The 23,184-nt window shown below is 39.1% G+C and carries 19 protein-coding genes and 1 pseudogene; 18 read left to right on the plus strand and 2 right to left on the minus strand.

Features of this window, described 5'->3' with window-relative positions; translation table 11 throughout:
- The first annotated feature begins 86 nt into the window (after positions 1-86).
- The 6 genes from MUW56_RS17775 (at position 87) to MUW56_RS17800 (ending at position 6,565) form a co-directional block, all read left to right on the plus strand.
- Entirely contained in the window at positions 87-2,285 is a 2,199-nt protein-coding gene (locus MUW56_RS17775; RefSeq protein WP_367118538.1) for a family 20 glycosylhydrolase, read from the plus strand.
- A gap of 19 nt (positions 2,286-2,304) precedes the next feature.
- On the plus strand, positions 2,305-2,943 hold the full coding sequence (locus MUW56_RS17780) for a Crp/Fnr family transcriptional regulator (RefSeq protein WP_292014439.1): 639 nt from the start codon (positions 2,305-2,307) through the stop codon (positions 2,941-2,943).
- Positions 2,944-3,185: 242 nt separating this feature from the next.
- Positions 3,186-3,980, plus strand: a complete 795-nt coding sequence (locus MUW56_RS17785; protein ID WP_292014440.1) for a sulfite exporter TauE/SafE family protein — start codon at positions 3,186-3,188, stop codon at positions 3,978-3,980.
- Between the two features lie 86 nt (positions 3,981-4,066).
- Positions 4,067-5,488, plus strand: coding sequence for an MBL fold metallo-hydrolase (locus tag MUW56_RS17790; protein ID WP_292014441.1), 1,422 nt, complete (start codon positions 4,067-4,069; stop codon positions 5,486-5,488).
- A gap of 9 nt (positions 5,489-5,497) precedes the next feature.
- Positions 5,498-6,061, plus strand: a complete 564-nt coding sequence (locus MUW56_RS17795) for a YeeE/YedE thiosulfate transporter family protein (protein ID WP_292014442.1) — start codon at positions 5,498-5,500, stop codon at positions 6,059-6,061.
- 15 nt (positions 6,062-6,076) lie between these two features.
- Positions 6,077-6,565: a DUF6691 family protein gene (locus MUW56_RS17800; RefSeq protein ID WP_292014443.1), complete on the plus strand. Its 489-nt coding sequence runs from the start codon at positions 6,077-6,079 to the stop codon at positions 6,563-6,565.
- A gap of 51 nt (positions 6,566-6,616) precedes the next feature.
- On the opposite strand, the pseudogene MUW56_RS17805 reads toward MUW56_RS17800, so the two are convergent.
- A pseudogene (locus MUW56_RS17805) lies at positions 6,617-6,916 on the minus strand (TolC family protein); the annotation flags it as partial.
- Between the two features lie 118 nt (positions 6,917-7,034).
- Positions 7,035-7,373: a hypothetical protein gene (locus tag MUW56_RS17810; RefSeq protein WP_292014444.1), complete on the minus strand. Its 339-nt coding sequence runs from the start codon at positions 7,371-7,373 to the stop codon at positions 7,035-7,037.
- Between the two features lie 46 nt (positions 7,374-7,419).
- Here MUW56_RS17810 and MUW56_RS17815 point away from each other — a divergent pair, with 46 nt between their 5' ends.
- The 12 genes from MUW56_RS17815 (at position 7,420) to MUW56_RS17870 (ending at position 23,094) form a co-directional block, all read left to right on the plus strand.
- The gene (locus MUW56_RS17815; RefSeq protein WP_292014445.1) at positions 7,420-8,415 is read left to right on the plus strand and encodes an isoaspartyl peptidase/L-asparaginase family protein; all 996 of its coding nucleotides are present in this window, start codon (positions 7,420-7,422) and stop codon (positions 8,413-8,415) included.
- A gap of 274 nt (positions 8,416-8,689) precedes the next feature.
- The gene (locus tag MUW56_RS17820) at positions 8,690-9,250 is read left to right on the plus strand and encodes a hypothetical protein (protein WP_292014446.1); all 561 of its coding nucleotides are present in this window, start codon (positions 8,690-8,692) and stop codon (positions 9,248-9,250) included.
- A 10-nt stretch (positions 9,251-9,260) separates the two neighbouring features.
- Positions 9,261-9,923: a copper homeostasis protein CutC gene (locus tag MUW56_RS17825; RefSeq protein ID WP_292014447.1), complete on the plus strand. Its 663-nt coding sequence runs from the start codon at positions 9,261-9,263 to the stop codon at positions 9,921-9,923.
- Positions 9,924-10,144: 221 nt separating this feature from the next.
- Positions 10,145-10,282 (plus strand): GxxExxY protein, encoded by a 138-nt coding sequence (locus tag MUW56_RS17830; protein WP_292014448.1) that lies wholly within the window; start codon positions 10,145-10,147, stop codon positions 10,280-10,282.
- Positions 10,275-12,746 carry a glycoside hydrolase family 2 protein gene (locus tag MUW56_RS17835; protein WP_292014449.1) on the plus strand — a complete coding sequence of 824 codons (2,472 nt, stop codon included), beginning with the start codon at positions 10,275-10,277 and terminating at the stop codon, positions 12,744-12,746. Before MUW56_RS17830 ends, MUW56_RS17835 begins: the two co-directional genes overlap by 8 nt.
- A gap of 154 nt (positions 12,747-12,900) precedes the next feature.
- A complete protein-coding gene (locus MUW56_RS17840; protein WP_292014450.1) occupies positions 12,901-14,142 on the plus strand; it encodes a hypothetical protein in 1,242 nt (413 codons plus the stop codon).
- Between the two features lie 16 nt (positions 14,143-14,158).
- Positions 14,159-15,430 carry an SPFH domain-containing protein gene (locus MUW56_RS17845; RefSeq protein ID WP_292014451.1) on the plus strand — a complete coding sequence of 424 codons (1,272 nt, stop codon included), beginning with the start codon at positions 14,159-14,161 and terminating at the stop codon, positions 15,428-15,430.
- Between the two features lie 5 nt (positions 15,431-15,435).
- Positions 15,436-15,783: a hypothetical protein gene (locus MUW56_RS17850; protein ID WP_292014452.1), complete on the plus strand. Its 348-nt coding sequence runs from the start codon at positions 15,436-15,438 to the stop codon at positions 15,781-15,783.
- 162 nt (positions 15,784-15,945) lie between these two features.
- On the plus strand, positions 15,946-16,854 hold the full coding sequence (locus MUW56_RS17855; protein WP_292014453.1) for an AEC family transporter: 909 nt from the start codon (positions 15,946-15,948) through the stop codon (positions 16,852-16,854).
- Positions 16,855-16,994: 140 nt separating this feature from the next.
- Positions 16,995-19,442 carry a primosomal protein N' gene (gene priA, locus MUW56_RS17860; protein WP_292014454.1) on the plus strand — a complete coding sequence of 816 codons (2,448 nt, stop codon included), beginning with the start codon at positions 16,995-16,997 and terminating at the stop codon, positions 19,440-19,442.
- A gap of 161 nt (positions 19,443-19,603) precedes the next feature.
- Entirely contained in the window at positions 19,604-21,073 is a 1,470-nt protein-coding gene (gene dacB / locus MUW56_RS17865) for a D-alanyl-D-alanine carboxypeptidase/D-alanyl-D-alanine-endopeptidase (RefSeq protein ID WP_292014455.1), read from the plus strand.
- A gap of 80 nt (positions 21,074-21,153) precedes the next feature.
- Positions 21,154-23,094, plus strand: coding sequence for a M1 family metallopeptidase (locus MUW56_RS17870; protein ID WP_292014456.1), 1,941 nt, complete (start codon positions 21,154-21,156; stop codon positions 23,092-23,094).
- The last annotated feature ends 90 nt before the right edge of the window (positions 23,095-23,184 follow it).

Below are 23,184 nucleotides of genomic sequence, written 5' to 3' on the forward strand. Positions count from 1 at the left end.
AGCTAAAATCTTAACCACCTCCCATGATACGGACTTTTTTACTATTCCTTATGTTACTTTCAAATGTAATTTTTGCTCAGAATAAATTGAATTTAATCCCATATCCTCAAAAAGTGGAATTTTCACAGGGAGAATTTATAATCCCTGAAAATTTTAAATTAGATGAAAACCTTCCGAAAGAGGAAACAGAATATTTCAAAAAACATTTTGCGAAACGTTACACATTTAAATATGGTAAAGAAGATGAAGGAACTCATTTAATCAACTCATTGTTCCCGCCGTCATTAACCCCTTTACATGGAGAACAGGAAAAATATACAATTGAAATTTCGCCAGGAGGTATCCGTATTCACTCTTACACAAAACAAGGCTATTTTCTGGCGCTTCAAACATTAATTCAGATCATCGATCAATATAAAGACGGTAAGAAAATTCCGGCCATGAAGATCGAAGACCAGCCTAAATTTGCCTGGCGTGGAATGCATTTGGATGTTTGCCGCCACTTTTTTACAGTGGATGAGGTAAAACAATATATTGATTATCTGGCGATGTATAAGCTGAATACTTTCCACTGGCACTTAACGGATGATCAGGGATGGAGAATTGAAATCAAGAAGTATCCAAAACTCACACAGATCGGCTCAAAACGTAAACAATCGATGATCGGGGCGTATGCTGACAATACTTTTGACGGGAAACCTTACGGGCCTTATTTTTATACCCAGGAACAGATCAAAGAGGTGGTGAAATATGCTCAGGAAAGACATATCAATATTGTTCCGGAAATAGAAATGCCGGGACATGCTTTGGCCGCGTTGTCTGCGTATCCTGAACTGGCTTGTACCAAAGGTCCTTTTGAAGTAGCTACAACATGGGGCGTTTTCGATGATGTTTTCTGTCCTAAAGAGGAAACATTTAAATTTCTGGAAAATGTTCTGGATGAGGTTATTAAGCTGTTTCCATCCAAATACATCCACATCGGCGGTGATGAGTGCCCGAAGACAAGGTGGAAAGAATGTGCACACTGCCAGGAATTGATTAAGAAAAATAATTTAAAAGATGAACATGGCTTACAAAGCTACTTTATTCATAGGATTGAAAAATATGTGAACAGCAAAGGCCGTAAAATCATCGGGTGGGATGAGATTCTGGAAGGAGGACTCGCTCCTAATGCCGCGGTAATGAGCTGGACGGGAGTGAATGGAGGGATCGAGGCTGCCAAATCAAAACATTTTGCAGTGATGACGCCAGGCGCCTATTGCTATTTTGACCATTATCAGGGGGATCCACAATCTGAACCGAATGCTTTCGGAGGATTTACCCCGTTGGATAAAGTGTATTCCTATGACCCTATTCCTGCTGAATTGAATTCTGAACAGGCAAAATATATCCTGGGTGTCCAGGCTAACCTCTGGACCGAATATATTCTTGACTTTAAGCAGGTTCAGTATATGATTTTTCCAAGACTAATGGCCCTTTCTGAGGTAGGATGGGGAACATCGGATCCTAAAAATTATAAAGAGTTTGAAAAAAGAGTGATCAGCCAGTTCAAAGTCCTGGATAATATGAAGGTAAACTATGCCAAAAGTATTTACAATATTTTGGGAAAAGTAATTCCGGTGAATAATGGTATTGCTTACGAATTATCAACTTCACAGAATGCAGACGGCATCAGATATACGTTAGACGGAACTGTTCCTACCCTACATTCCAATACTTATCAGAAACCTGTTGCCATTCCAGGTTCTTTAACGGTCAAATCTGCTTATTTTGAAGGCGGCCAATTGAAAAGTGCAGTCTCTTCCCAGCAGTTTACAGTTTCAAAAACCACAGGGAAAAGTATTACCCTTGAGCAGCAGCCCAGTGAGAATTATTCTTTCGGCGGTGCTTTCACCCTTGTAGACGGAATTGTAGGGAATGTAAAACAGCTGGGTAAAACATGGCTGGGCTTTCAGGGAAAAGATGTGGTAGCAACCATAGATTTCGGACAGAAAACCAATTTTTCAGAAGTGTATTTTAATATCCTTGAAAATAAAGGAAGCTGGATCCACCTGGCAAAATCTGCAAAGATTTTTGTGTCCGATGATAATAAGACCTTTACAATGATCAGGGAAATTGCAAATGAAGAAATCCGGAATGCGAAAGGAAAAATCAAATTGAATGTAGGAATGCAAAATGCAAGATACCTGAAGGTTAGCATAGAAAATGCAGGGATTATTCCGGCAGGAAACCCTGGTGCAGATTCAAAAGCGTGGCTGTTCGTTGACGAAATTGGTGTAAATTAGTCCCCTAGAATTTTACACCATGCAGGAAAACATCCTTTCTTCAGAATTTTCCTCTTCCCCTGAGCTGGTGGAGAAGTTATACCAATACGGCATAACAAAAAATTACAGTGAAGGAGCTCTAATTTTAGATGAGAATGCTTCTATCCGTTCCATTCCTATTGTGATGAAAGGAATGATCAAAGTAATCAGGACAGAAGAGGACGGAAGGGAGATCCTGCTGTATTATATCAAGGCTGGTGAAAGCTGTATTATGTCTTTCCTGGGCGGGATGCATAATGAAAAAAGTATTGTAAAAGCTGAGGTAGAAGAAGATGCAGAAATTCTTTTCTTACCTGTAGATAAAGTTTCTTTATTCATTAAAGAACATCCTGAATGGCTGGATTATATTTTCAGGCTTTATCATAAACGGTTTGAAGAACTGCTGGATATCATTAATGCTATCGCTTTCAAAAAAGTAGACGAAAGGCTCCTGAATCTTCTCCATAAAAAATATGAACTTACAGGTTCCGAAACGATTAATACCACCCACGAACAACTGGCTAACGAGTTGGGAACCGCCAGAGTTGTAGTGTCCAGGCTCCTTAAACAGCTTGAAGAAGAAGGCCGGCTAAAACTGGGAAGAAACAAAATTACCCTTCTGAAAACCCTCAACTCATAACCCCTCACCAATGTAATAAGCCACTCAATTCCTCTCCTCTTGAAGGATGGCAAATCAAAGATTTGACGGGGTGGATTACCACAGCATGCGATTCCAGATCAGTCATAAAAGATTGCTTTCTTATGTTGCTCCCTGTAATGACTATAATGTTATTCTGTTAAAAATTTCCCTTATGTAACAAAAGTAGCTGTAGCTTTTCTTACGCATTCCCATTTTTGTATCAGAATTATTTGAATAGTGAAATGGAAATTATAGGGTATGCAGCAGCAGTTTTAATAGGGATTTCTCTTGGGCTCATCGGTGGTGGCGGCAGTATTCTGACTGTCCCTGTCTTAGTTTATCTTTTTGGAATAGATGCCTTTCTGGCTACGGAATATTCTCTTTTTGTAGTGGGAATAAGTAGCTTGGCAGGCTCTTTTTCGTATTTTAAAAAAGGATTGGTCAATTTTAAAACAGCGTTGGTGTTCGGGCTTCCTTCCGTTGTTTCAATTTTTCTCACCAGAATATATCTGCTCCCTTTAATTCCTGAGCAAGTAGCCAGAATAAAAGATTTTACAGTAAACAGAAACATTTTTTTATTGTTGATTTTTGCGGGTTTAATGATTCTGTCTTCTTATAAAATGATAATAAATAATGCTTCTGCAGAGTCTTTAGAGGATACGACGGATAAAAATAATGCTTTGCTGGCTGCAGGGCAAGGTTCAATAGTAGGTGTTTTAACCGGACTGGTGGGAGCCGGAGGAGGTTTCATGATCATTCCGGCATTGGTCAGTCTTTTGAAAATTCCAATGAAGATGGCGATAGGAACATCTTTAGTTATTATCTCCCTCAACTCTTTAATAGGGTTCTTCTCTTCTGTCAGCACTATGAATATAGAATGGAGCCTGCTGATTTCTATTACTGCTATTGCCGTCGTAGGAATTATGATAGGCTCACAATTATCAAGAAAAATTGACGGTAAAAAACTGAAGCCTGCATTCGGATGGTTTATCCTGATCATGGGTATTTATATCATTACCAAAGAAATATTCCTCTAATTTTTTCTTATGTAACAAAAGTAACTGTGGTGGAAAAAAGAAAGCAGGAGATTTGTATCAGATAACAGAATCAAAAAATAAGTAAAATGAAAATAGAACAGATTTATACAGGATGTCTGGCACAGGGAGCTTATTATATTACTTCAGCCGGAGAAGCCGTAATCATTGATCCTTTAAGGGAAACACAGCCTTATATCGACAGATTGATGAGAGATGGAGTACAATTAAAATACATCTTTGAAACCCACTTTCACGCTGATTTTGTCAGTGGACATCTCGATCTAAGCAGCAAAACAGGCGCTCCGATTGTTTACGGTCAGACAGCAAATCCTGAATTTGATGCGCTCATTGCAGAAGATCATCAGATTTTTGAAATAGGTACTATTAAAATTAAAGTCCTTCATACACCGGGACACACACTCGAAAGCTCGTGCTATCTGCTGATTGATGAAAATGGAGTTGAAAAAGTGCTTTTCAGTGGTGATACCTTATTCCTGGGAGATGTAGGTCGTCCGGATCTTGCACAGAAATCGGCACATATGACCCAGGAGGAACTGGCGGGGTTGCTGTATGACAGCATATACAATAAAATTTTACCTTTACATGATGATATCACCGTATATCCTGCCCATGGTGCCGGTTCTGCCTGTGGCAAAAATATGCAGAAAGAAACTGTAGATACATTGGGTAATCAGAAGAGAACCAACTATGCGCTGAACCAGAAGGACAAACAGAGTTTTGTAGAAAAGGTTACAGACGGACTTCTGCCTCCACCTGCCTATTTCGGGATGAACGTAATGATGAATAAAAAAGGATATAACAGTTTTGATAAAGTGCTTTCACAAGGATTACATGCAATGGTGCCGGAACAGTTTGAGGAAACCGCAGAAGCTTCAGGAGCTCTAATTTTAGATGTAAGAACGAACCGTGAATTTGTGAAAGATTTTATCCCGCAATCTGTGAACATTGGACTGGATGGCGATTTTGCCCCGTGGGTAGGCGCTTTAATTGGCGATGTAAATCAGCCTATTTTGCTGGTAACGGAAAAAGGAGATGAAGTAGAAGCCGTAACCCGGCTAAGCAGGGTAGGCTTCGATTATATCGTAGGATATCTGGAAGGCAGTTTTGAAGCCTGGAAAAAGAGCGGAAAAGAAACAGACCGGGTAAACCGTATCTCTGCGGAGCAGTTTGAAAAAGAAATAAAAGAAAAAAAAGCAAAGATCATAGACATACGAAGAGAAAGCGAATACCATGCAGAACATGTACATGAAGCATACAGCAAACCCTTAGCCTATATCAATGAATGGATTCATAAGATAGGGGAGGAAGAACATTTTTATATGCATTGCGGGAGCGGTTACAGAAGCACGATGGCAGCGAGTATTCTTCAGGCAAGAGGCTACAGAAACTTCACGGAAATTGAAGGCGGTTTTAAGGCCATAGCTTCTACAGGTATTCCTACAAGCGATTTTGTGTGTCAGACTAAAGTTTTAAATAAATTAGATTAAAAAAAAGAGATGTTGGAGATGATAAAAGAACCGTGGCCGTGGTATATCGCAGGCCCGTTGATTGGGCTTACCGTTCCCGCTTTACTGATGATGGGAAATAAATCCTTTGGAATAAGTTCCTCACTAAGGCATATCTGTGCCGCCTGTGTACCGGCAGATGTGCATTTTTTCAAATACGACTGGAAAAAAGAAGCCTGGAATTTATTTTTTGTATTGGGAATTTTCTTCGGAGGAATGATGGCCGCCAATTTTATGCTTAATCCTGCTGAAATAGCAGTTGATCCCGATCTGAAAACCGAATTGGCAGGCTATGGAATTACAGATTACAGCAATCTGGTTCCGGTACAGCTGATGAACTTTGAAAGTATATTGACGCTGAGAGGGTTTATCATGATGGTAGCCGGCGGATTTTTAGTGGGTTTTGGAACAAGGTATGCGGGTGGATGTACCAGTGGACATGCGATCATGGGACTTTCCAATTTGCAGTGGCCTTCTTTAGTCGCAACCATCTGTTTCATGGCGGGAGGATTTTTAATGGCCAATCTTATTCTGCCTGTAATCCTTTCCTTATAAATATAATTTGAAATAATGATAAAAGAAAAAAAACCGGACATACGTCATCAGGATGCTGTTTGTGTGAATGAAAGCAAGCTTACTCATCCATGGTATTATAACCTGAAATATCTTGCTGCAGGCATAATATTCGGAATTATTTTTGTGAAGGCCGAGGTGGTCAGCTGGTTCAGAATACAGGAAATGTTCCGTTTACAGTCTTTCCATATGTACGGGATCATCGGAAGTGCAGTATTGGTGGGAATGATTTCAGTTGGGCTGATTAAAAAGTTTAATATAAAAACAATATATGGTGAACCTATTACACTGACGCCTAAAAAATTTAATAAAGGTCAGATTTACGGTGGATTGATATTTGGTTTTGGCTGGGCCATTACAGGAGCCTGTCCCGGGCCTCTCTTCGCCCAGATCGGAACAGGAGCTTTAGCAGTATCCGTTACTCTTTTGAGTGCCATTGCCGGAACCTGGGTGTATGGGTATTTCAGAGATCAACTGCCCCATTAATACCTTACAAGAAAGACTGCAGATCTTTTCTGCAGTCTTTCTTGTATAAAATTATGAACCGATGAAGTTTTCTGCTCCTAAGGCCATATAAAGATTGATGCGCTCTATTCTGTACTGTAGTTCCAGATTGATGAGGTTCATTTCATTTTTAAGGAGATCCCGCTGTTTCCGGATCAGTATAAAGCTGTTGTTCGTTCCTGCTTTTATTTGTTTCGCAGTCAGATCAATATTGTTTTTCAGTTCATTGACAGCACTAAGATTATAAGTGAGCTGCTTTTCAATAGAATGGAGATTTGCTAAAGATGATTCTACTTCATTCAGGGCATTCAGCACTGCTTTTGAATACTCTTCAACAACCTGCTTCTGTTAGGAAGTTTTTATTTCCACATTCTTTTTTAACTTTCCGCTGTTGAATAACGGGGAAACCAGTCCGCTGCCTACTTTTAGTAAAGGATTGGAGAATAAAGAATTAATAGATTCCACATTGCTTTCGGCAGTTCCCAGAGATGAGCTTATACTCAGTGAAGGAAGTCTTGCTGCTTTCAATTCCGTTTTCATCATCAAAGAAAAATCTTAATAATCCATTGGAAAGAATGAATACATGGGTAAAAGGTTTCCCGGGTTCTGCCAGTTTTTCTTTCCTTCGGAGAAGTTTCGGAGTACTGATCCTTATCAAAATATTAATTTCTTCCTCAGAAAGCTCCTGAAAGAATGGAATATTTCTGAAAGTTTTAAATGCGTCCATTGCAGCAGTAAAGATAATTAAAAATAATGCACAGATATTCTTTATCCGTCTTGAGGATTTCATGGAAGTTTTTTTTAGATTTGTTAGGTATTATATAATTTGAGATACCATGAACAATAACCGAAGAAGTTTTATTAAAAAACTGGGAATTGCAACAGCAGCACTTGCCGTAAACCCGTTGGATTTGATGGCTGCCGAATTACCTGAACATACCGCCACCGTAAACAAACCAATTGTTCTCTCTACCTGGAATTTCGGACTAAAAGCCAATGAAGAAGCATGGACTATTCTCGGAAAAGGAGGAAAAGCTTTAGATGCAGTTGAAAAAGGAGTTCGTCTTGTAGAGTTGGATCCCAAGGAAAGAAGTGTCGGCTATGGCGGACGCCCGGACAGGGATGGCAGGGTAACTCTGGATGCCTGTATCATGGATGAAAATTATAATATCGGCTCAGTAGCATGTCTTGAAAACATTAAAAACCCGATTTCAGTAGCCAGAGCCGTGATGGAAAAAACGCCGCATGTGATGCTGGTAGGAGATGGTGCACTGCAGTTTGCCTTATCACAAGGCTTTAAAAAAGAAAATCTTCTCACTCCGGAATCAGAAAAAGAATGGAAAGAATGGTTGAAAACTAGCCGGTATAAGCCAATAGCCAATATTGAAAATCACGATACCATAGGAATGATTGCACTGGACGCACAGGGAAACCTTTCGGGAGCATGTACGACAAGCGGAATGGCATTCAAAATGCATGGCAGGGTAGGAGATTCACCCATCATTGGGGCCGGGCTATTTGTAGATAATGAAGTGGGAGCTGCTACAGCGACCGGTCATGGGGAAGAAGTCATCAGAACAGTAGGAACACACCTTGTGGTTGAGCTGATGAGACAGGGCAGAAATCCTCAGGAGGCCTGCAAAGAAGCCGTGGAAAGAATTGTAAAGATCAATCAGAGAAGAAATAAAAACTTAAAAGATATTCAGGTAGGCTTTATCGCATTGAATAAGAAAGGAGAATATGGCTCTTACTGCATCCAGGATGGGTTTAATTTTGCCGTGTATGATCAGAAAGGAAACCACCTTGAAAAGCCTGAGTTTGCTTTAAAATAATTTAATATATATTGAAATTTGCTGCATTAAAGTTAATTGGCGCCCATAACCTTCTAACGTGATATGTAAAGCAAGTTTTAGATCAAACAAACGTAAAATTTAGATTTGTTAAATTCCTTGCGCCTTAAAAACAGTATTCTTGTGAAACGTTTTGCGCCCTTGCGTTTAACCATAAAATACAACATAACGGGACAACCATAGTTCTAAATTAGTAAAACGCAAAGACGCAGATTATTTATTTCAATAGGAATTTAGCCAAAACGTAGAACAACATATGAAAAGAACGATTATCGCTTCCTTATTTCTGATTATCGCATGTAAGGAAGAAAAGAAGGAAGCAGTACCACAAACCGGGCCTCAGGTGAAGGAAAATATAGCTTCAGAAAATAAACCCAAGGACTCTGAAGAAGCTAAGAAATGGTTGGAAGAAAGCATTGAAGACTACTTCAAAGCCGACCTTGGGACTGAAGAAAAGAATATGCAGAAAATGACGACCAAAGCATATTACGATTACAAAAACGATGCAATGAATGTTGATCTTGATGTGGATGGAAGCCTTACAAAGAAAGAATTTTATGAAAAATGGAGAAAGAAATTTGATGTTCAGAAAGCAGGAATAGGTACTGGATTTTTGATCACCGGGCAGGACTGGGAAGAAATTAAAGTTTCAAGTTGTAAAATACTCGCATCGGGTGAACATGATTTTTTGTTTGATGTAGTACTGTCCGATAGAAAGCTTAAGGCTGAATATCCTATTACGGTCAATGTTACAAAAGAAAACGGTTCTTTTTTGATTGCCGATGTATGGCAGAAAGAGCATAAGTTGAATGAATAAGAATAAGAAAATGTCAAAAATAGAAATAGCATGTTTTAATCCGGAATCAGCAGTCATTGCTTTTGAAAACGGAGCAGACAGAATAGAATTTTGCGATGGATTGAGTGAAGGCGGTACTACTCCTGATTTTGAAGCGACCCGGCAACTCAGAGAACAAATAAATATTCCGATATTTGTAATGATCCGTCCCAGAGGCGGTGATTTTACCTATTCAGATTCAGAATTTGAGCAGATGAAAAATGATTTGATGCATCTGAAGTCTTTGAATGTGGATGGTTTTGTATGGGGTATTCTGAATGAAAATGATGAGGTCAATCTAGAGCAGAACAAAACTTTGATAGAACTTGCAGATCCTCTTCCCTGTACCTTTCACCGTGCCTTTGACCGTGCCAGAGGATTGGAAGATTCTTTGGAAAAAGTAATTGAATGCGGCTTTAAAACGATTCTTACTTCAGGCCAGAAACCGAATGTATCCGAAGGGAAAGAAAATCTGAAAAAATTGGTTGATCTTTCCAGGGGAAGAATAGAAATCCTTGTTGGGGGAGGACTCCGTTCATCGAATATTGAAGAAATAAGGTCGTTGACAAAAGCCGGCTATTTCCATTCTTCTGCCATCACTGACGGTGGCGCTTTTGCCGACCCGGAAGAGGTGGCTGCATTGAAGAGTAAGTGATATAGGTACTATTTTAAACGCAAAGTTTAAAATGGATGTACATTATATAAGAGAAGGCAAAGGGTTGTGGCAACGCCGCTGAGTAAGCTTAAGAATAAAAACAGTAAGCTGCATCCAATTGATTGAAAATCGGTTTTGTCTTAGCTCCCTTAAAATATTGTATAACAGAAATAAATACTTTGCGTTTACACTAAATAATTAAAATAAGCACACACAAATGAATGACCGAAAACGAATTATCCTGCAAAATAATAGGAGAAGCTATAGAAGTACGTAAGAACTTAGGAGTTGGCCTCTTAGAAAATGCATATGAAACTTATAGAATCCATAGAATTGTAAACAAATGTATTGATGAATAAAACTTTCCTTTTTGCTTTCCTTTGTATGCAGAATATCCTTTTTGCACAGTTTTCCGAAAGAAATCTGTCTTCAGAAAACTGGCAGTTCAAGAATTCAAAAGATAAAAACTGGCTTCCGGCAAAAATTCCGGGAACAGTTCATCTGGACCTGATGAACAACAAGATTATCCAGGATCCTTTTAAAGATGAAAACGAAAAAAAGGTACAATGGATTGAGAATGAAGACTGGGATTACCAGACTCATTTTACCGTTTCCGCAAAAGAACTGGAATACGATAATATTGATCTTATTTTTAACGGACTGGATACCTTTTCGGAGATTTATCTTAATGGAAAATTGCTGAGGAAAACAGACAATATGTTCAGAAAATGGGAAATTTCTGTTAAAAAGAACCTGAAAGCAGGGGATAATATTTTACAGGTCAGGTTTACATCTGCTGTGAATGTTGGAAAAGAACTGGCTAAAAAAGTTCCGTTCACCATGCCTGAATCGCCGAGAAGTTTTGTGAGAAAAGCACAATATCAGTTCGGATGGGATTGGGGACCAAGACTGGTGACAGCCGGAATCTGGAAAGAGGTAAAGATCGAATTTTGGAATACGGCCAAAATTGAAACAATAAAGGTTGAGCAGAAGAGCATCACTGATAAAAAAGCTGATTTAATGATTCATACTTCATTATTTGCCGATACAGCCGGGAAGTATACTTTTACCGTTAATGGCCGGAAAAACACCATCCGCCTGGAAAAAGGGAGAAACCTGCTCGATATTCCCTTTACTATTCATAATCCAAAACGGTGGCAGCCCAATGGATGGGGAGAACCTTATCTTTATTCCATGGAATTTTCCTTACAGAATGACACAAAGATATGGTCTGATACAACGCTGAAGATTGGATTAAGAACAGTAGAGCTGGTGCAGGAAAAAGACGGTAAAGGAAAATCATTCTATTTTAGAGTGAATGGAAATCCTCTGTATATCAAAGGAACCAATTGGATTCCTGGGGACAGTTTTTCCCCAAGGATTACCAAAGAAAAATATCAGAAGCTGATCAGAGACTCCAGAGAAGCCCATATGAACATGATCCGTATCTGGGGTGGCGGAATCTATGAAGATGATGAATTTTATAAAGCCTGTGATGAAAACGGGATTTTGGTATGGCAGGACTTTATGTTTGCCGGAAGTTTTTATCCGGCAGATGAAGAATTTTTAAACAATGTAAAGGAAGAGGTAAAAGATCAGGTCAGCAGACTTCAAAACCATCCGTCAATAGCTTTATGGTGCGGCAATAATGAAATAGATGAAGCGATCGTCAACTGGGGATATCAGAAACAGTTTAAGTATTCTGAAAATGATTCCATACAGGTTTGGAAAGATTATAAAAAACTGTTTCATGAAGTTATTCCTAATGCATTAAACGAAAATCTTACCGCGGATAAGAATATTTATTGGCCGAGTTCTCCATCTATAGGCTGGGGGCATAAAGAAAGCCTTACGGAAGGTGATTCGCATTATTGGGGAGTTTGGTGGGGTGAGCAGCCGTTTGAAATATACAATGAAAAAGTAGGGCGCTTCATGTCTGAATACGGTTTTCAGGGAATGCCGGCTTTAGAAACTATAAAATCAATGTTTTCCGGAACTCCGGAACTGAGCCTGCAGCATCCTGCGGTAAAGGCCCATGAGAAACACACCAGAGGCTGGGATATTATCAATGAATACATGAAACGGGATTACACGATTCCGACAGATTTTGTGAAATACAATTACGTTTCCCAAGTATTGCAGGCCAGAGGAATGCAGATTGCTATTGAAGCCCACCGCCGGGCAAAACCATATAATATGGGGACTTTATATTGGCAGCTTAATGATTGCTGGCCTGTGGTTTCATGGTCTTCCATTGACTATTTGGGAAATTGGAAAGCATTCCACTATCAGGCTAAAAGGAGTTTTGAGCCTGCGATAATATCCGTTGAAGAAACAGAAAAATCCTACGATGTTCATCTGATTAATGATCTGCTCAATGATTTTGAAGTAAGCTCTGTTGCTGAATTAATTGATTTTGAGGGTAAAGTTCTCTGGTCTATGAATACAGCAGAGCATGTACCCTCCAATTCAAGTGAAAAATATTTTGGGATAAAGAAAACAGCCCTTTCAAAATTTGATTTGTCAAAAGCCGTTTTAAGGGTTTATTTTGCCGGTGGTTCTTTAAAACAAGAGAAGTTGTTCTTCTTTAACAGACCCAACAACCTTAAGCTTTCAAAACCTAGGCTGACGATCAGGAAAATATCTCCGACAGAAATTGAAGTGTCTACAGATGTTTTGGCAAAAGATGTTTACCTGATGGGAGATACTCATTTTAGCGATAACTTTTTCGATCTCTTGCCCGCGGCTTCAAAGAGAATTACCCTTTCAAAACCTTTGGAAAAAGTGGAGGTGATGAGTCTTTGGGAAACAATGGAAAATTAAAGATATACCCAGCTGAGTTTTCAGTTCAAAGGATTGGCATTAGCCAGTCCTTTTTTTATTACAGCAGATAGGAGGAAACCGCTGATTACGGAAACCCGTAAAAATTCCCACGGGCTTTTTTATAACATTGTAAAAAATTACTAATATCTATCGTATGTATAACGAAAAATTGGAAAAACTCATTGAACTGGCACTGGCTGACGGGGAATTAACAGAGAAAGAAAAACAGGTGCTTTTTAAAAATGCAGAAGCCGAAGGAATAGACCTGGATGAATTTGAAATTGTCCTGGAAGCCCGGCTTTTTGAAAAAACAAATGATAAAAGTTCAGAATCGGCGGCCCCTTACTCTGATAAACTCGGAGATATCAAGAAATGCCCGGCCTGTGGAGCAATTGCAGAAAGTTTTGCCACAAAATGTTCAGATTGCGGAACGGAATTCAGAAACATAGAAGTATCAAGCAGTGTCATCAGATTTTTTGAAAAATTAGATGAAATAGAAGCGACCAGGGATGGTAATTTCTATTCACAGAATTCCGGAAGCAATATTAACCTTACTACTATTGTACTTTGGTTGTTTTTGTGGCCTCTTCTTATATTTTTCAAGGGGATACAGTTTATCATCAATAAATCAAAACCTGCCAAGTGGTCTACTACCGATGCCCGCAAAGAAGAATTGGTTCTTAATTATCCCGTTCCGGTTTCTAAAGAAGGGATTCTGGAGTTTTTAACATTGTCGGCAAGTAAAATCAATACCGCTTCTTATTTCTCTCTGTTTTCAGAGCAGACAAAATATAAAAATACATGGAACAAGATATGGCTTAAGAAAATAGAACAGATCAATTCCAAAGCGTCCATTTCAATGAAAAGTGATACCGAAATCTACAGCGAAGTACTTACTATTGTAGAAAATGCCAGGAATGTTACCAAAGAAAATAACAGGAAAATTTTTAAAGTATTAGGTTCAGTGGCAGTACTGCTCATTATAGTAGGCTTCTGGAGCAGTATTTCTAATAAGCTCGATGAAAACAGAAATACCAATTATGCTTCAAAAGTTAAATCAGCTGAGAAGCTTATAGAAAATAAAAAATATGATGAAGCTGCAGAGCTTGCTGTCAATATTGATGATAAACACAGTGTTGAAATCAGAAGCAAGATACAGCTGGCCAAGCTTACAGAAGAGTTGGAAACTTTGGAACCTTTAATTCAAAACAAAGAATATTCAAAGATCCGTTTAGCATTAGAAAAACTGAGATGGACCAGAATAAGTAACACATCAGATTATAAAACAGAGGATATTGAGGCTATTTCGTACAGGATTTTTGTAGAAAAGAAAGAAGCGGTCAACAATCAGTTACCGGAAAGAAAAAGAGCTACAATTGAAAGCAGATATTTATAAATTTTAATTTAAATCAATGAGACTATTTGGAAATAAAAAAGAGGGCGGGCTGATGGATGTGATCCGTTGTGATGAGCAGGAGTACCTGGTTTGGAAATGGAGGCCTTCCGGATCTGCCAATTCCACCAGCAAAGAAAACAGTATCCGTTACGGAAGCAGCTTACGGGTAAAAGATGGAGAGCTTGCGGTGTTTTTTTACAAGCAAAATGACGGAACCATTCAGGATTTTATACAGGGACCTCATGATCAGACGATCCATTCAGCGAACTTTCCGGTTCTTACCAATATCGTGGGAGCTGCATTCGGGGGGAATTCACCGTTTCAGGCAGAGATCTATTTTATCAATCTTTCCGGAAATATACAGATCAAGTTTGGAATCCCTTATTTTGATATGTATGATCCGAGGTTTATGGATCTTGGGGTTCCTTGTGCGGTACGTGGAACACTTACCTTTAATTTGACCGATTATAAAAACTTCATTAAGCTAAACCGTTTGATCAATTTTAATCTGGATGATTTTAAAGCGCAGATCAAAGATTTTTTTCAAAGAAAAATTAAATCTGTGCTGATTAGCGCACCACAGGATTATAATATTCCTGTTATGCAGATCGAAAGAAAAATTGATGAGGTAAGTGATAGTATACAAGGCAGGTTAAAAGCTGAATTGGAAGAATATTTTGGAGTCAATCTGAAACGTCTGGATATAGGAACGATAGAACTGGACAGGGAGCACCCTCATTACAGGCAGCTTAAAAGAGTGACTGCCGACCAGCAGACGAAATTTACCGAGGCGAAAACAGATATTGAAATTGAAAACTTATCCGAAGTAACCAGAATCCAGCGAAAAGAGATGGAGTTGGGAGTAGAAGGAAAACACTTTGCTGTTCATCAGCTGAATCAGCATGCTGATGTCCTGAAAACAGCGGCTGCCAGCCTTGGAGGAATGAGCCATGTGGATATAGGCCATGGAGATGGATTAAATGCTGCAGGGCTTATGGTCGGAATGGGAGTTGGCGCTTCTATGAGAACACAGCTTGGAGGATTGATGGATAATATGACGAATACACCGCCTCCCATTCACCCTGATCCGATGTTTCATATTGCCCTGAACGGGCAGCAATCAGGGCCATACAGCCCAGAATCTCTAAGGCAGCTTGTACAGTCCGGGCAGTTTTCAATGAATCACCACGTCTGGAAAGAAGGAATGCCAGGCTGGGAATTAGCAGGAAATGTACCCGAAACTTCCAGATTATTTAATGTAACACCACCTCCTCCCCCAACAATTTAAAAAAAATGAAATTAGATATTGTAAAAACCATGATTGCGGTTGCTGTAAGCTGTCTCATTGCTTATGGATTCTATACGTTAAATATGGATGACCACAAAGAATTATTGACTATTGGAAGTTTGATTTTTCTGATCCCTACCTTAATTGTAACAATTGGGGTCAGATTCAATCTGCCCCGAACAACCTCCGTGATAAAAACGGTTTCCGCCCTATTCTTCGGATTGGGGGTAATGAGTAATCTTGTTTTTTCACTGGTGAGCTTCAAGAATCCTGCCTTATACATTATGGTGTGCGGAATCTTATTTTTAATCTATACGTTGATCGCTTACTCCGTAAGTAAGGCACAGCAATAGAAATTCTTTATGTACGATTAAAAACAGTCAGCCTTATAGGTTCCCAAAGCCTATAAGGTTTTCAAAGTTTGAAAAAGACAGGAATGATCCTCAAAAAAATATAAATTTTACCCTTTCAACTCAAAAATCAGCCGTAAATTTGCACCATATTTCTTTACAGTTATGGTAAATTTTGTTCTGATTGCAGTGTGCATTATTGCAGGAATGGTATTCAAAGCAACAAAATCTATCCACCCGGATGCCCATAAGGGTATCAATACCTGGATTCTTTATCTTGCTCTGCCGGCAGTTTCATTTAAATATCTGCCAAAAGTACAATGGACTACAGAAATGCTGTTTCCGGTTGTAGGAACTTTTATGATCTCTGTTCTCTGTTTCTTTTACATGATGTTTTACAGTAAAAGCAGGGGATATTCAAGGCGGTCGAGGAGTACTCTGGAGCTGTCAAGCGGGTATAGCAATACCTCTTTCATCGGATTTCCTTTGATCAGTGCTTTTTATGGAGAAGGCCTTTTAAGTATTGCCATTATCTGTGACCAGACCATGTTTTTTGCCCTTTCTACCTTAGGAATTATTGCTGCGGTAAAGGGAGGCAGCAAATCGGGAAAGGTAAGTGCCGTGTTTATTTTGAAAAGACTTATTACATTTCCGCCGCTCATTGGCTGTATTTCAGCTTTAGTGCTCTCACAATTTATAGATTTTACCGTTGCAGAACCTTTTTTTGATAAACTGGCCGCTACGGTAAGTCCTTTAGCCTTATTTTCAGTAGGGCTGCAGCTGAAGTTTAACGGATGGAAAAAACTGATCCCGCAGATGTCTGCTTCCATGCTTTATAAATTGATTTTAGCACCGGCCATTGTGCTGGGATTAGCTTTATTATCGGGAATAAAAGGGGATGTAGCTAAAATTACAGTATTTGAAGCTGCGATGCCAACGTTGGTTACTTCAAGTATTATCGCAGAACAGTTCAGACTGAATACCAAACTGACAAACCTGATCATCGGGGTCAGTATTATGGTGGGCTTTTTTACGTCCCTATTCTGGTATGAAGTAACCGAATTACTGTTTTAACGGAGGAAATTTACTTTATTAATTCCTGCACTTGTAACATGATAATGGAGGATTATTATCATCCGGAGCAGAACGAAAGAGTCTCCACAAACTTGCAGTTCTCTGAAGAAAAATCTAATTTTACACTTTAAATATTTCCCTTGCAGTACGTTCAAATTGTTTTGCCCCTGAATTTAAAAGGATCTTTTACGTATAAAGTTCCGGAAGAACTGATCCCCGAAATCCAGACTGGAATGCGGGTTTTGGTACCTTTTGGCGGTAAAAAAATCTATACGGGAATTGTTTTTGAACTTCACGATCAGGCCCCGGAAAATTTTATAGCGAAAGAAGTCATCAGTATCCTGGATGATCAACCTATCCTTCCGGAAGAGCAGATCGACTTCTGGAACTGGCTTTCGGATTATTATCTGTGCAGTCTGGGCGAAATTTACAGATTCGCATTTCCTTCTTCTTTAAAACTGGAAAGTGAAACCTATTTAAAGCTGAAACCAGGCGCAGTAATAGATTTTGAAAACCTGGATGTCAACGAAATGTATCTCGTTCAGGCTCTGGAAGTACGCCAGCTGATTAACCTGGCGGACATTGAAGCATTTATTCCCAAAAAAGAAATCATTAAAACGATCAATTCATTGATTGATCTGCAGTATATCGAGATTGATGAGAAAATTGCTGAGAAATATAAAGCGAAAGAGGTCGCCTATGTAAGAATCAGCAGTGATGTTCTGAACAATCAGAATCTTACAGAAATTCTTTTAAAGCTGAATAAAGCGCCCAAACAGAAAGATCTGTTTCTTCTTATTTTGGAGAAGCAGACGGAAAACCCTGATCTTCCTATTAAAAAGGCAGCCTTATTTGAAGATGGCTATTTTGGAAGTTCCCATTTCAAAGCCCTCGCTGATAAAGGTCTTGCAGAGGAATATTATGTGCAGAAAGACAGGATTGAAAGCTATGAAGGAGAAATAGAAGAACTTGAAGAGCTTTCTGAACAGCAGAAAACAGCAAAATCTGAGATAGATGAAGCTTTTGAGGAAGGGAAAAATGTTTTGCTTCACGGAGTGACTTCTTCAGGGAAAACCCATATTTACCTGGAGAAAATTGAAGAATGTATACAAGAAGGGAAAAACGTTTTGTTTTTACTTCCTGAAATTTCTCTTACCAAACAGATCACCCGGCGGCTGGAAAAAAAATACGGCAGGCAACTGGGATTCTATCATCAGAAGCTGACCGATTTTGAGAGAGTGGAAGTATGGAGAAGGATAAAGCAGAATAATATCCGTATTCTTATCGGAACCCGGAACGCCTTGTTTTTACCTTACCAGAATTTAGGACTGATCGTAGTGGATGAAGAGCATGATGCTGCTTATAAACCAAGAGAAGTTTCCCCTTATTTCAACGCTAAAGATGCAGCACTGGTTCTTGGAGGATTTTATGAAGCCGGAGTCATACTGGGTTCTGCAACACCCTCCGTGGAAAGCTATTACCGTGCACGAAAAGATAAAATGAAATATATTTTCCTGAACGAAAGGTTCGGAAATGTGAATTTGCCTGAATATGAGCTGATCAATTTCAAAGAAGCCCAGGAATCTAAAAAGGTTTCAGGAAACTTCTCTTTGAAACTTATTGATGAGATCAAAAAGACCGTTGACGAAAAAAATCAGGCTATTGTCCTCCACAACCGCCGTGGCTATGCCAATGTTGTAGAATGTGAGAGCTGCGGTTACGTGAATTACTGCTCGAATTGTGATGTAGTGATGACCTATCATAAAGCAGCCAACGAAATGAAATGCCACTACTGCGGACAGCAGGCCTCAAAGCCTAGAACCTGCCCGAAATGTAATTCTGATAAGCTGAATGAAAGAGGAGTCGGGGTAGAACAGATTCATGAGGAAGTATCCAAATTATTTCCAGAAAATGAAGTGGACAGAATGGATGTGGACTCTATGCGCAAGAAATTCGCATATGAAAAACTGTATGAAAAGATCGAAGAAGGAGAAACCGATATTGTCGTAGGAACACAGATGATCTCTAAAGGCCTTGATTTTGACCATATAGAGCTGGTAGCGATTCCTAAGGCAGATTCCTTATTATATGTTCAGGATTTCAGAGCTGAAGAAAGAGCATACCAACTGATTACACAGGTTTCAGGAAGAGCAGGAAGGGTTTCCGGGAAAGGCAAGATCCTGATTCAGACCTATAATCCCGAGCATTCCGTATTTCAGCTGATCAAAATGAATAATCCTGCAAAAATCTATAAGTATATCCTTACTGAACGCCAGAAGTTCCATTATCCTCCGTTTACCAAGCTCATTATGATAGAGCTGAAGCATATAAAAGAGGACAAAGTAGACCGTGCTTCTCAGTTCCTGGGATCTATTTTAAGAAAATACCTTCCTGAAGATTGCGTTTTAGGGCCGGAAAGAGCTCAGATTGCAAGGCTGAATAATTTATATCAATTCCAGATTTTACTTAAACTTCCCCGTGGAAAAAACTATGAGAAGTACAAGAAGATGGTTTTGATAAGTCTGAAAGAATTTGATGAAATCACTGCTTATCAAAGTGTTAAAAAAGGTGTTTTTGTTGATTTTTAACAATTTTTAACAAACTTTACACTCTTTTATAAGACCGCTATGATCTGTTGTATGACAATAATTTCTACTTTTGGACGTTGATTAAGTGTTTGACTCTTTTATTGAATGATTTAACCTGTCATTTTTTACAGGATCAAAACAACAGAACAAAAAGAATATAAATGGTAAATTTCAGAAAGTATATTTCAAGCGTAGCGGTATTGGCTTCTGGTTTTTTCCTGGCTCAATCTACCGTTTCTACCGTTCTTTACTCTCAGGCTTATGACAATCAGAAAAACAGTTTAAATCTTCCTTCACCCGTCAGCTCGGTGGTGGAGAGAACAGTTTTGTCAGCCAAAGAATTAGTAGACATTAATGTAAACACAATGATGACGGATCCTGTGCTGAAAAATGCAAGCTGGGGATTCGTAGTGTACGATCCGAAAACGAAGAAGGTCATTTCTTCGTACAATGAAAATACTCCTTTAGTTCCGGCTTCTACCACAAAACTGCTGACTACAGAGACAGCTTTGAATCTGTTGGGAGAAAACTACCGCTGGATGACTCAGCTTGAGTATTCAGGGACTGTGGATGAAAACGGAGTTTTAAACGGGAATCTTTATATCGTAGGAAGTGGAGATCCTTCTCTGGGAACGAATAAAGCAGGAGCATGGTCTTACAGAGACATTATTTCAGATTTCATAAGCGGACTTTCACGAGATGGGATTAAGAAGGTAAATGGTGATATTATTATTCAGACAGCGCTTTTCAAAGGCAATATTTCAATGCTTCCGGAAAATGTTGTATGGCTAGAGAACAACAATTACTATCTGCCAGTAGGAACCACCCGTGGAATCAACCCGGCGAATGAAAAACTGATCGTAAAAAAAGCAGGCTTCTCTACGGATAAAAAATTTTTCTATGTTTCGCCATATGCCAGCCAGATGGTATATGCTGAAAAATATGACGGGGAAGGAGTCCTGACCACAAAACTTCCTGATGCCCCGGCTTATCTGGCCAATTCTTTCAGAACAACATTGATTAAAAGCGGAATTCCTGTGACCGGAAAAGTATCCCCGAAAATGACGGATGCCGCTCCGGAAAGCCGGAAAATGCTCTCCACCTATAAATCTCCAACACTGGGTGATATTATTTATTATACCAACCAGCACAGTGATAATTCACTAGCGGAAGCCCTGCTGAGAACGGTCGGGTTCCAGAAAATGGGAGATCAGACTTCAGAATCAGGAAGAATCGTGGTAACAGGTCATTTGAAAAATGCAGGGTTTGATATGAATGGTCTGAATTATATGGATGGAAGCGGGCTTTCAAGAAGTAATAACGTAACTCCAATTTCTCAGGTTAAATTTTTAACTTCTTTAATGGAGGAAAAATATTATAAATCTTATCTGACTTCTCTGCCGGTAGGCGGACAGTCCGGGACTCTGAAAAGAATGTTCCTGGGAGAAGGCAACGGGCAGGTTTTTGCTAAAACAGGAACTTTAAATAAAGTGAAGACTTTAGCCGGTTATCTAAAGACCAATTCAGGAAAAACCCTTGTTTTTTCTTTAATGGTCAACAACTATGCAGGATCAGTAGATATGGTAAAGAAAAGAATGGAGAAAATCCTGGAACCAGCATTGGATCTTTAAATAATTTTAAGAATATAAAAACCTTTTAATCAATGATTAAAAGGTTTTTTTTATATTTGAATTCTACAATATTTCTAAGTATGAGAAAAATATACCTTCTGATGTTGGGATTCTTGGTGTCTCAGCCGTTTTATGGACAAGATCAAGACCAAAACATTGACATGAAAGGCGAAAGGAACGGCCTGATTAAAAAGGAAATGAAATCCTTTGCCAGTAAAATGACGGCCTATAACATCAATCCTAACACCTTAAATTACGACCTCCAATATCAACGGATGGATGTAAGCTTGGACCCTGCTGTTAATACTATTTCGGGATCTGTGACTTCACATTTCAAGCCTAACCAGAATATAGGAAGTATTTATTTTGATCTTTCTACCAATCTTACGGTTTCCCAGGTACAGTATCATGGGGTAAATGTGGCTTTTCAGCAGCTTGCTACCAAAGAAGTGAAGATTGATTTTCCAGCTTCCATTCCTGCCAGTACATTAGATTCGCTAACAATTCACTACTCAGGAACTCCGGATCCTATTTATAATACGGTTATGCTAGGAAGCCAGGGAGGCACACCGGTTCTTTCCACTTTAAATGAACCTTATGGAGCCCAGGACTGGTTTCCTACGAAGCAAAGCCTGAATGATAAAATTGAAAGATTTGATTTTAAAATTACCACGCCTTCACAATACAGTGTTGCTGCAAACGGTAAAATGATGTCTGAAACCTCTCTTGCCGGCGGAAAGAAACTTACTTTCTGGAGAACCATGTATCCTACACCGGCTTACCTGATTGCATTAGGCATTACAAACTATGTCAAATTGAATGATACGATTGGAAATCCACCTTTTCCATTTGTGAACTATGTCTATCCGTCCACCAATTCGAATTCAACAAGTATGGCCAATATTCAGTGGACCAAACAGATCATGAATACTTTTGAAACGTATTTCGGACCTTATCCTTTCCGTAATGAGAAATACGGACATATGGAATACCTCAATGGCGGAGGAATGGAGCATCAGACCATGTCATCAGTGAGCAGCTGGAGCAAAACCCTTATTGCCCATGAGCTGGCACACCAGTGGTTTGGCGATAAAGTAACCTGTGCAGCATGGAATGATATCTGGTTAAATGAAGGTTTTGCAACTTTTGCAGAGCATGTGACTAATGAGAAACTGCTTTTGACCAATACGGAATTTATGAATTATCTGTCCAATCAGATCAATTATATCACGAGCAGTGTAGGAGGAAGTACCTATGTTCCGGATAGTAGTCTTGGCAGTGTCAACAGGATTTTTGACAGCAGGCTTTCCTATGCAAAAGGGGGCTATGTTTTGAGAATGTTGAAATGGATTTTGGGAGATGATGCCTTTTACCAGGCCCTTAAAGATTATCATGCAAGGCCAAACCTGGCGTATAATTATGTGTTGACTTCAGATTTTAAGGCCTCGCTGCTTCAGTCTACAGGAAAAGATTTTACAGAATTTTTTAACGACTGGATCTATGGACAGGGATATCCCACTTACACTATCAAATGGAGACAATTTGGAAATCAGCTGGTATTGAATGTAAATCAGGCTCAAAGCCATTCTTCTGTCAGCTTTTTTGAAATGCCTCTACCGATCAAAGTGAATGGCACAGGCGGGCAAACGGCTTATCTGGTTTTGAACAATACTGTTAACAATCAGTATTTATCTGAAATGGTATCGTTTCCTGTAGCAAGCGTTCAGTTTAATTATGAATACCAGATCCTGGAAAAAAATTCTACGGTAAGCCAGGATAATACGTTAAGTGTTTCTTCTGCAGAGAAAGAAGACTTTGGTGTATATCCGAATCCTGCCAAAAATGAGCTTTACATAAAAGGTCTTCATAAAGCTACGGAATTCTCCATCCATGCTATCGATGGAAAGCTGATCCGAAAAGATACCTACGAGCCGGGTAAGCCTGTTGGAATTTCAGAACTGGTTCCGGGAGCTTATATCTTTACCGTAAAAGAAAAGAATATTAAATTCATTAAACATTAAAAATATCATCTGATGTTTAAAAAATGGGATAATAGAAGTAATAAGGACGTTCAGCAGACGCCGTTGCATCTGATAATTCCATAATAAATA

The organism is Chryseobacterium sp. (assembly GCF_022869225.1).
Lineage (GTDB): Bacteria > Bacteroidota > Bacteroidia > Flavobacteriales > Weeksellaceae > Chryseobacterium.

Bases quoted from the DNA above. Each gene is read 5' to 3' on its own strand.
- MUW56_RS17870 (WP_292014456.1), top strand. From the start codon at position 21,154: ATGAGAAAAATATACCTTCTGATGTTGGGATTCTTGGTGTCTCAGCCG.
- MUW56_RS17830 (WP_292014448.1), top strand. From the start codon at position 10,145: ATGACCGAAAACGAATTATCCTGCAAAATAATAGGAGAAGCTATAGAA.
- MUW56_RS17815 (WP_292014445.1), top strand. From the start codon at position 7,420: ATGAACAATAACCGAAGAAGTTTTATTAAAAAACTGGGAATTGCAACA.
- dacB (WP_292014455.1), top strand. From the start codon at position 19,604: ATGGTAAATTTCAGAAAGTATATTTCAAGCGTAGCGGTATTGGCTTCT.
- MUW56_RS17840 (WP_292014450.1), top strand. From the start codon at position 12,901: ATGTATAACGAAAAATTGGAAAAACTCATTGAACTGGCACTGGCTGAC.
- MUW56_RS17780 (WP_292014439.1), top strand. From the start codon at position 2,305: ATGCAGGAAAACATCCTTTCTTCAGAATTTTCCTCTTCCCCTGAGCTG.
- MUW56_RS17845 (WP_292014451.1), top strand. From the start codon at position 14,159: ATGAGACTATTTGGAAATAAAAAAGAGGGCGGGCTGATGGATGTGATC.
- MUW56_RS17855 (WP_292014453.1), top strand. From the start codon at position 15,946: ATGGTAAATTTTGTTCTGATTGCAGTGTGCATTATTGCAGGAATGGTA.
- MUW56_RS17785 (WP_292014440.1), top strand. From the start codon at position 3,186: ATGGAAATTATAGGGTATGCAGCAGCAGTTTTAATAGGGATTTCTCTT.
- MUW56_RS17800 (WP_292014443.1), top strand. From the start codon at position 6,077: ATGATAAAAGAAAAAAAACCGGACATACGTCATCAGGATGCTGTTTGT.
- MUW56_RS17820 (WP_292014446.1), top strand. From the start codon at position 8,690: ATGAAAAGAACGATTATCGCTTCCTTATTTCTGATTATCGCATGTAAG.
- MUW56_RS17790 (WP_292014441.1), top strand. From the start codon at position 4,067: ATGAAAATAGAACAGATTTATACAGGATGTCTGGCACAGGGAGCTTAT.
- MUW56_RS17835 (WP_292014449.1), top strand. From the start codon at position 10,275: ATGAATAAAACTTTCCTTTTTGCTTTCCTTTGTATGCAGAATATCCTT.
- MUW56_RS17850 (WP_292014452.1), top strand. From the start codon at position 15,436: ATGAAATTAGATATTGTAAAAACCATGATTGCGGTTGCTGTAAGCTGT.
- MUW56_RS17795 (WP_292014442.1), top strand. From the start codon at position 5,498: ATGTTGGAGATGATAAAAGAACCGTGGCCGTGGTATATCGCAGGCCCG.
- MUW56_RS17810 (WP_292014444.1), bottom strand. From the start codon at position 7,373: ATGAAATCCTCAAGACGGATAAAGAATATCTGTGCATTATTTTTAATT.
- MUW56_RS17825 (WP_292014447.1), top strand. From the start codon at position 9,261: ATGTCAAAAATAGAAATAGCATGTTTTAATCCGGAATCAGCAGTCATT.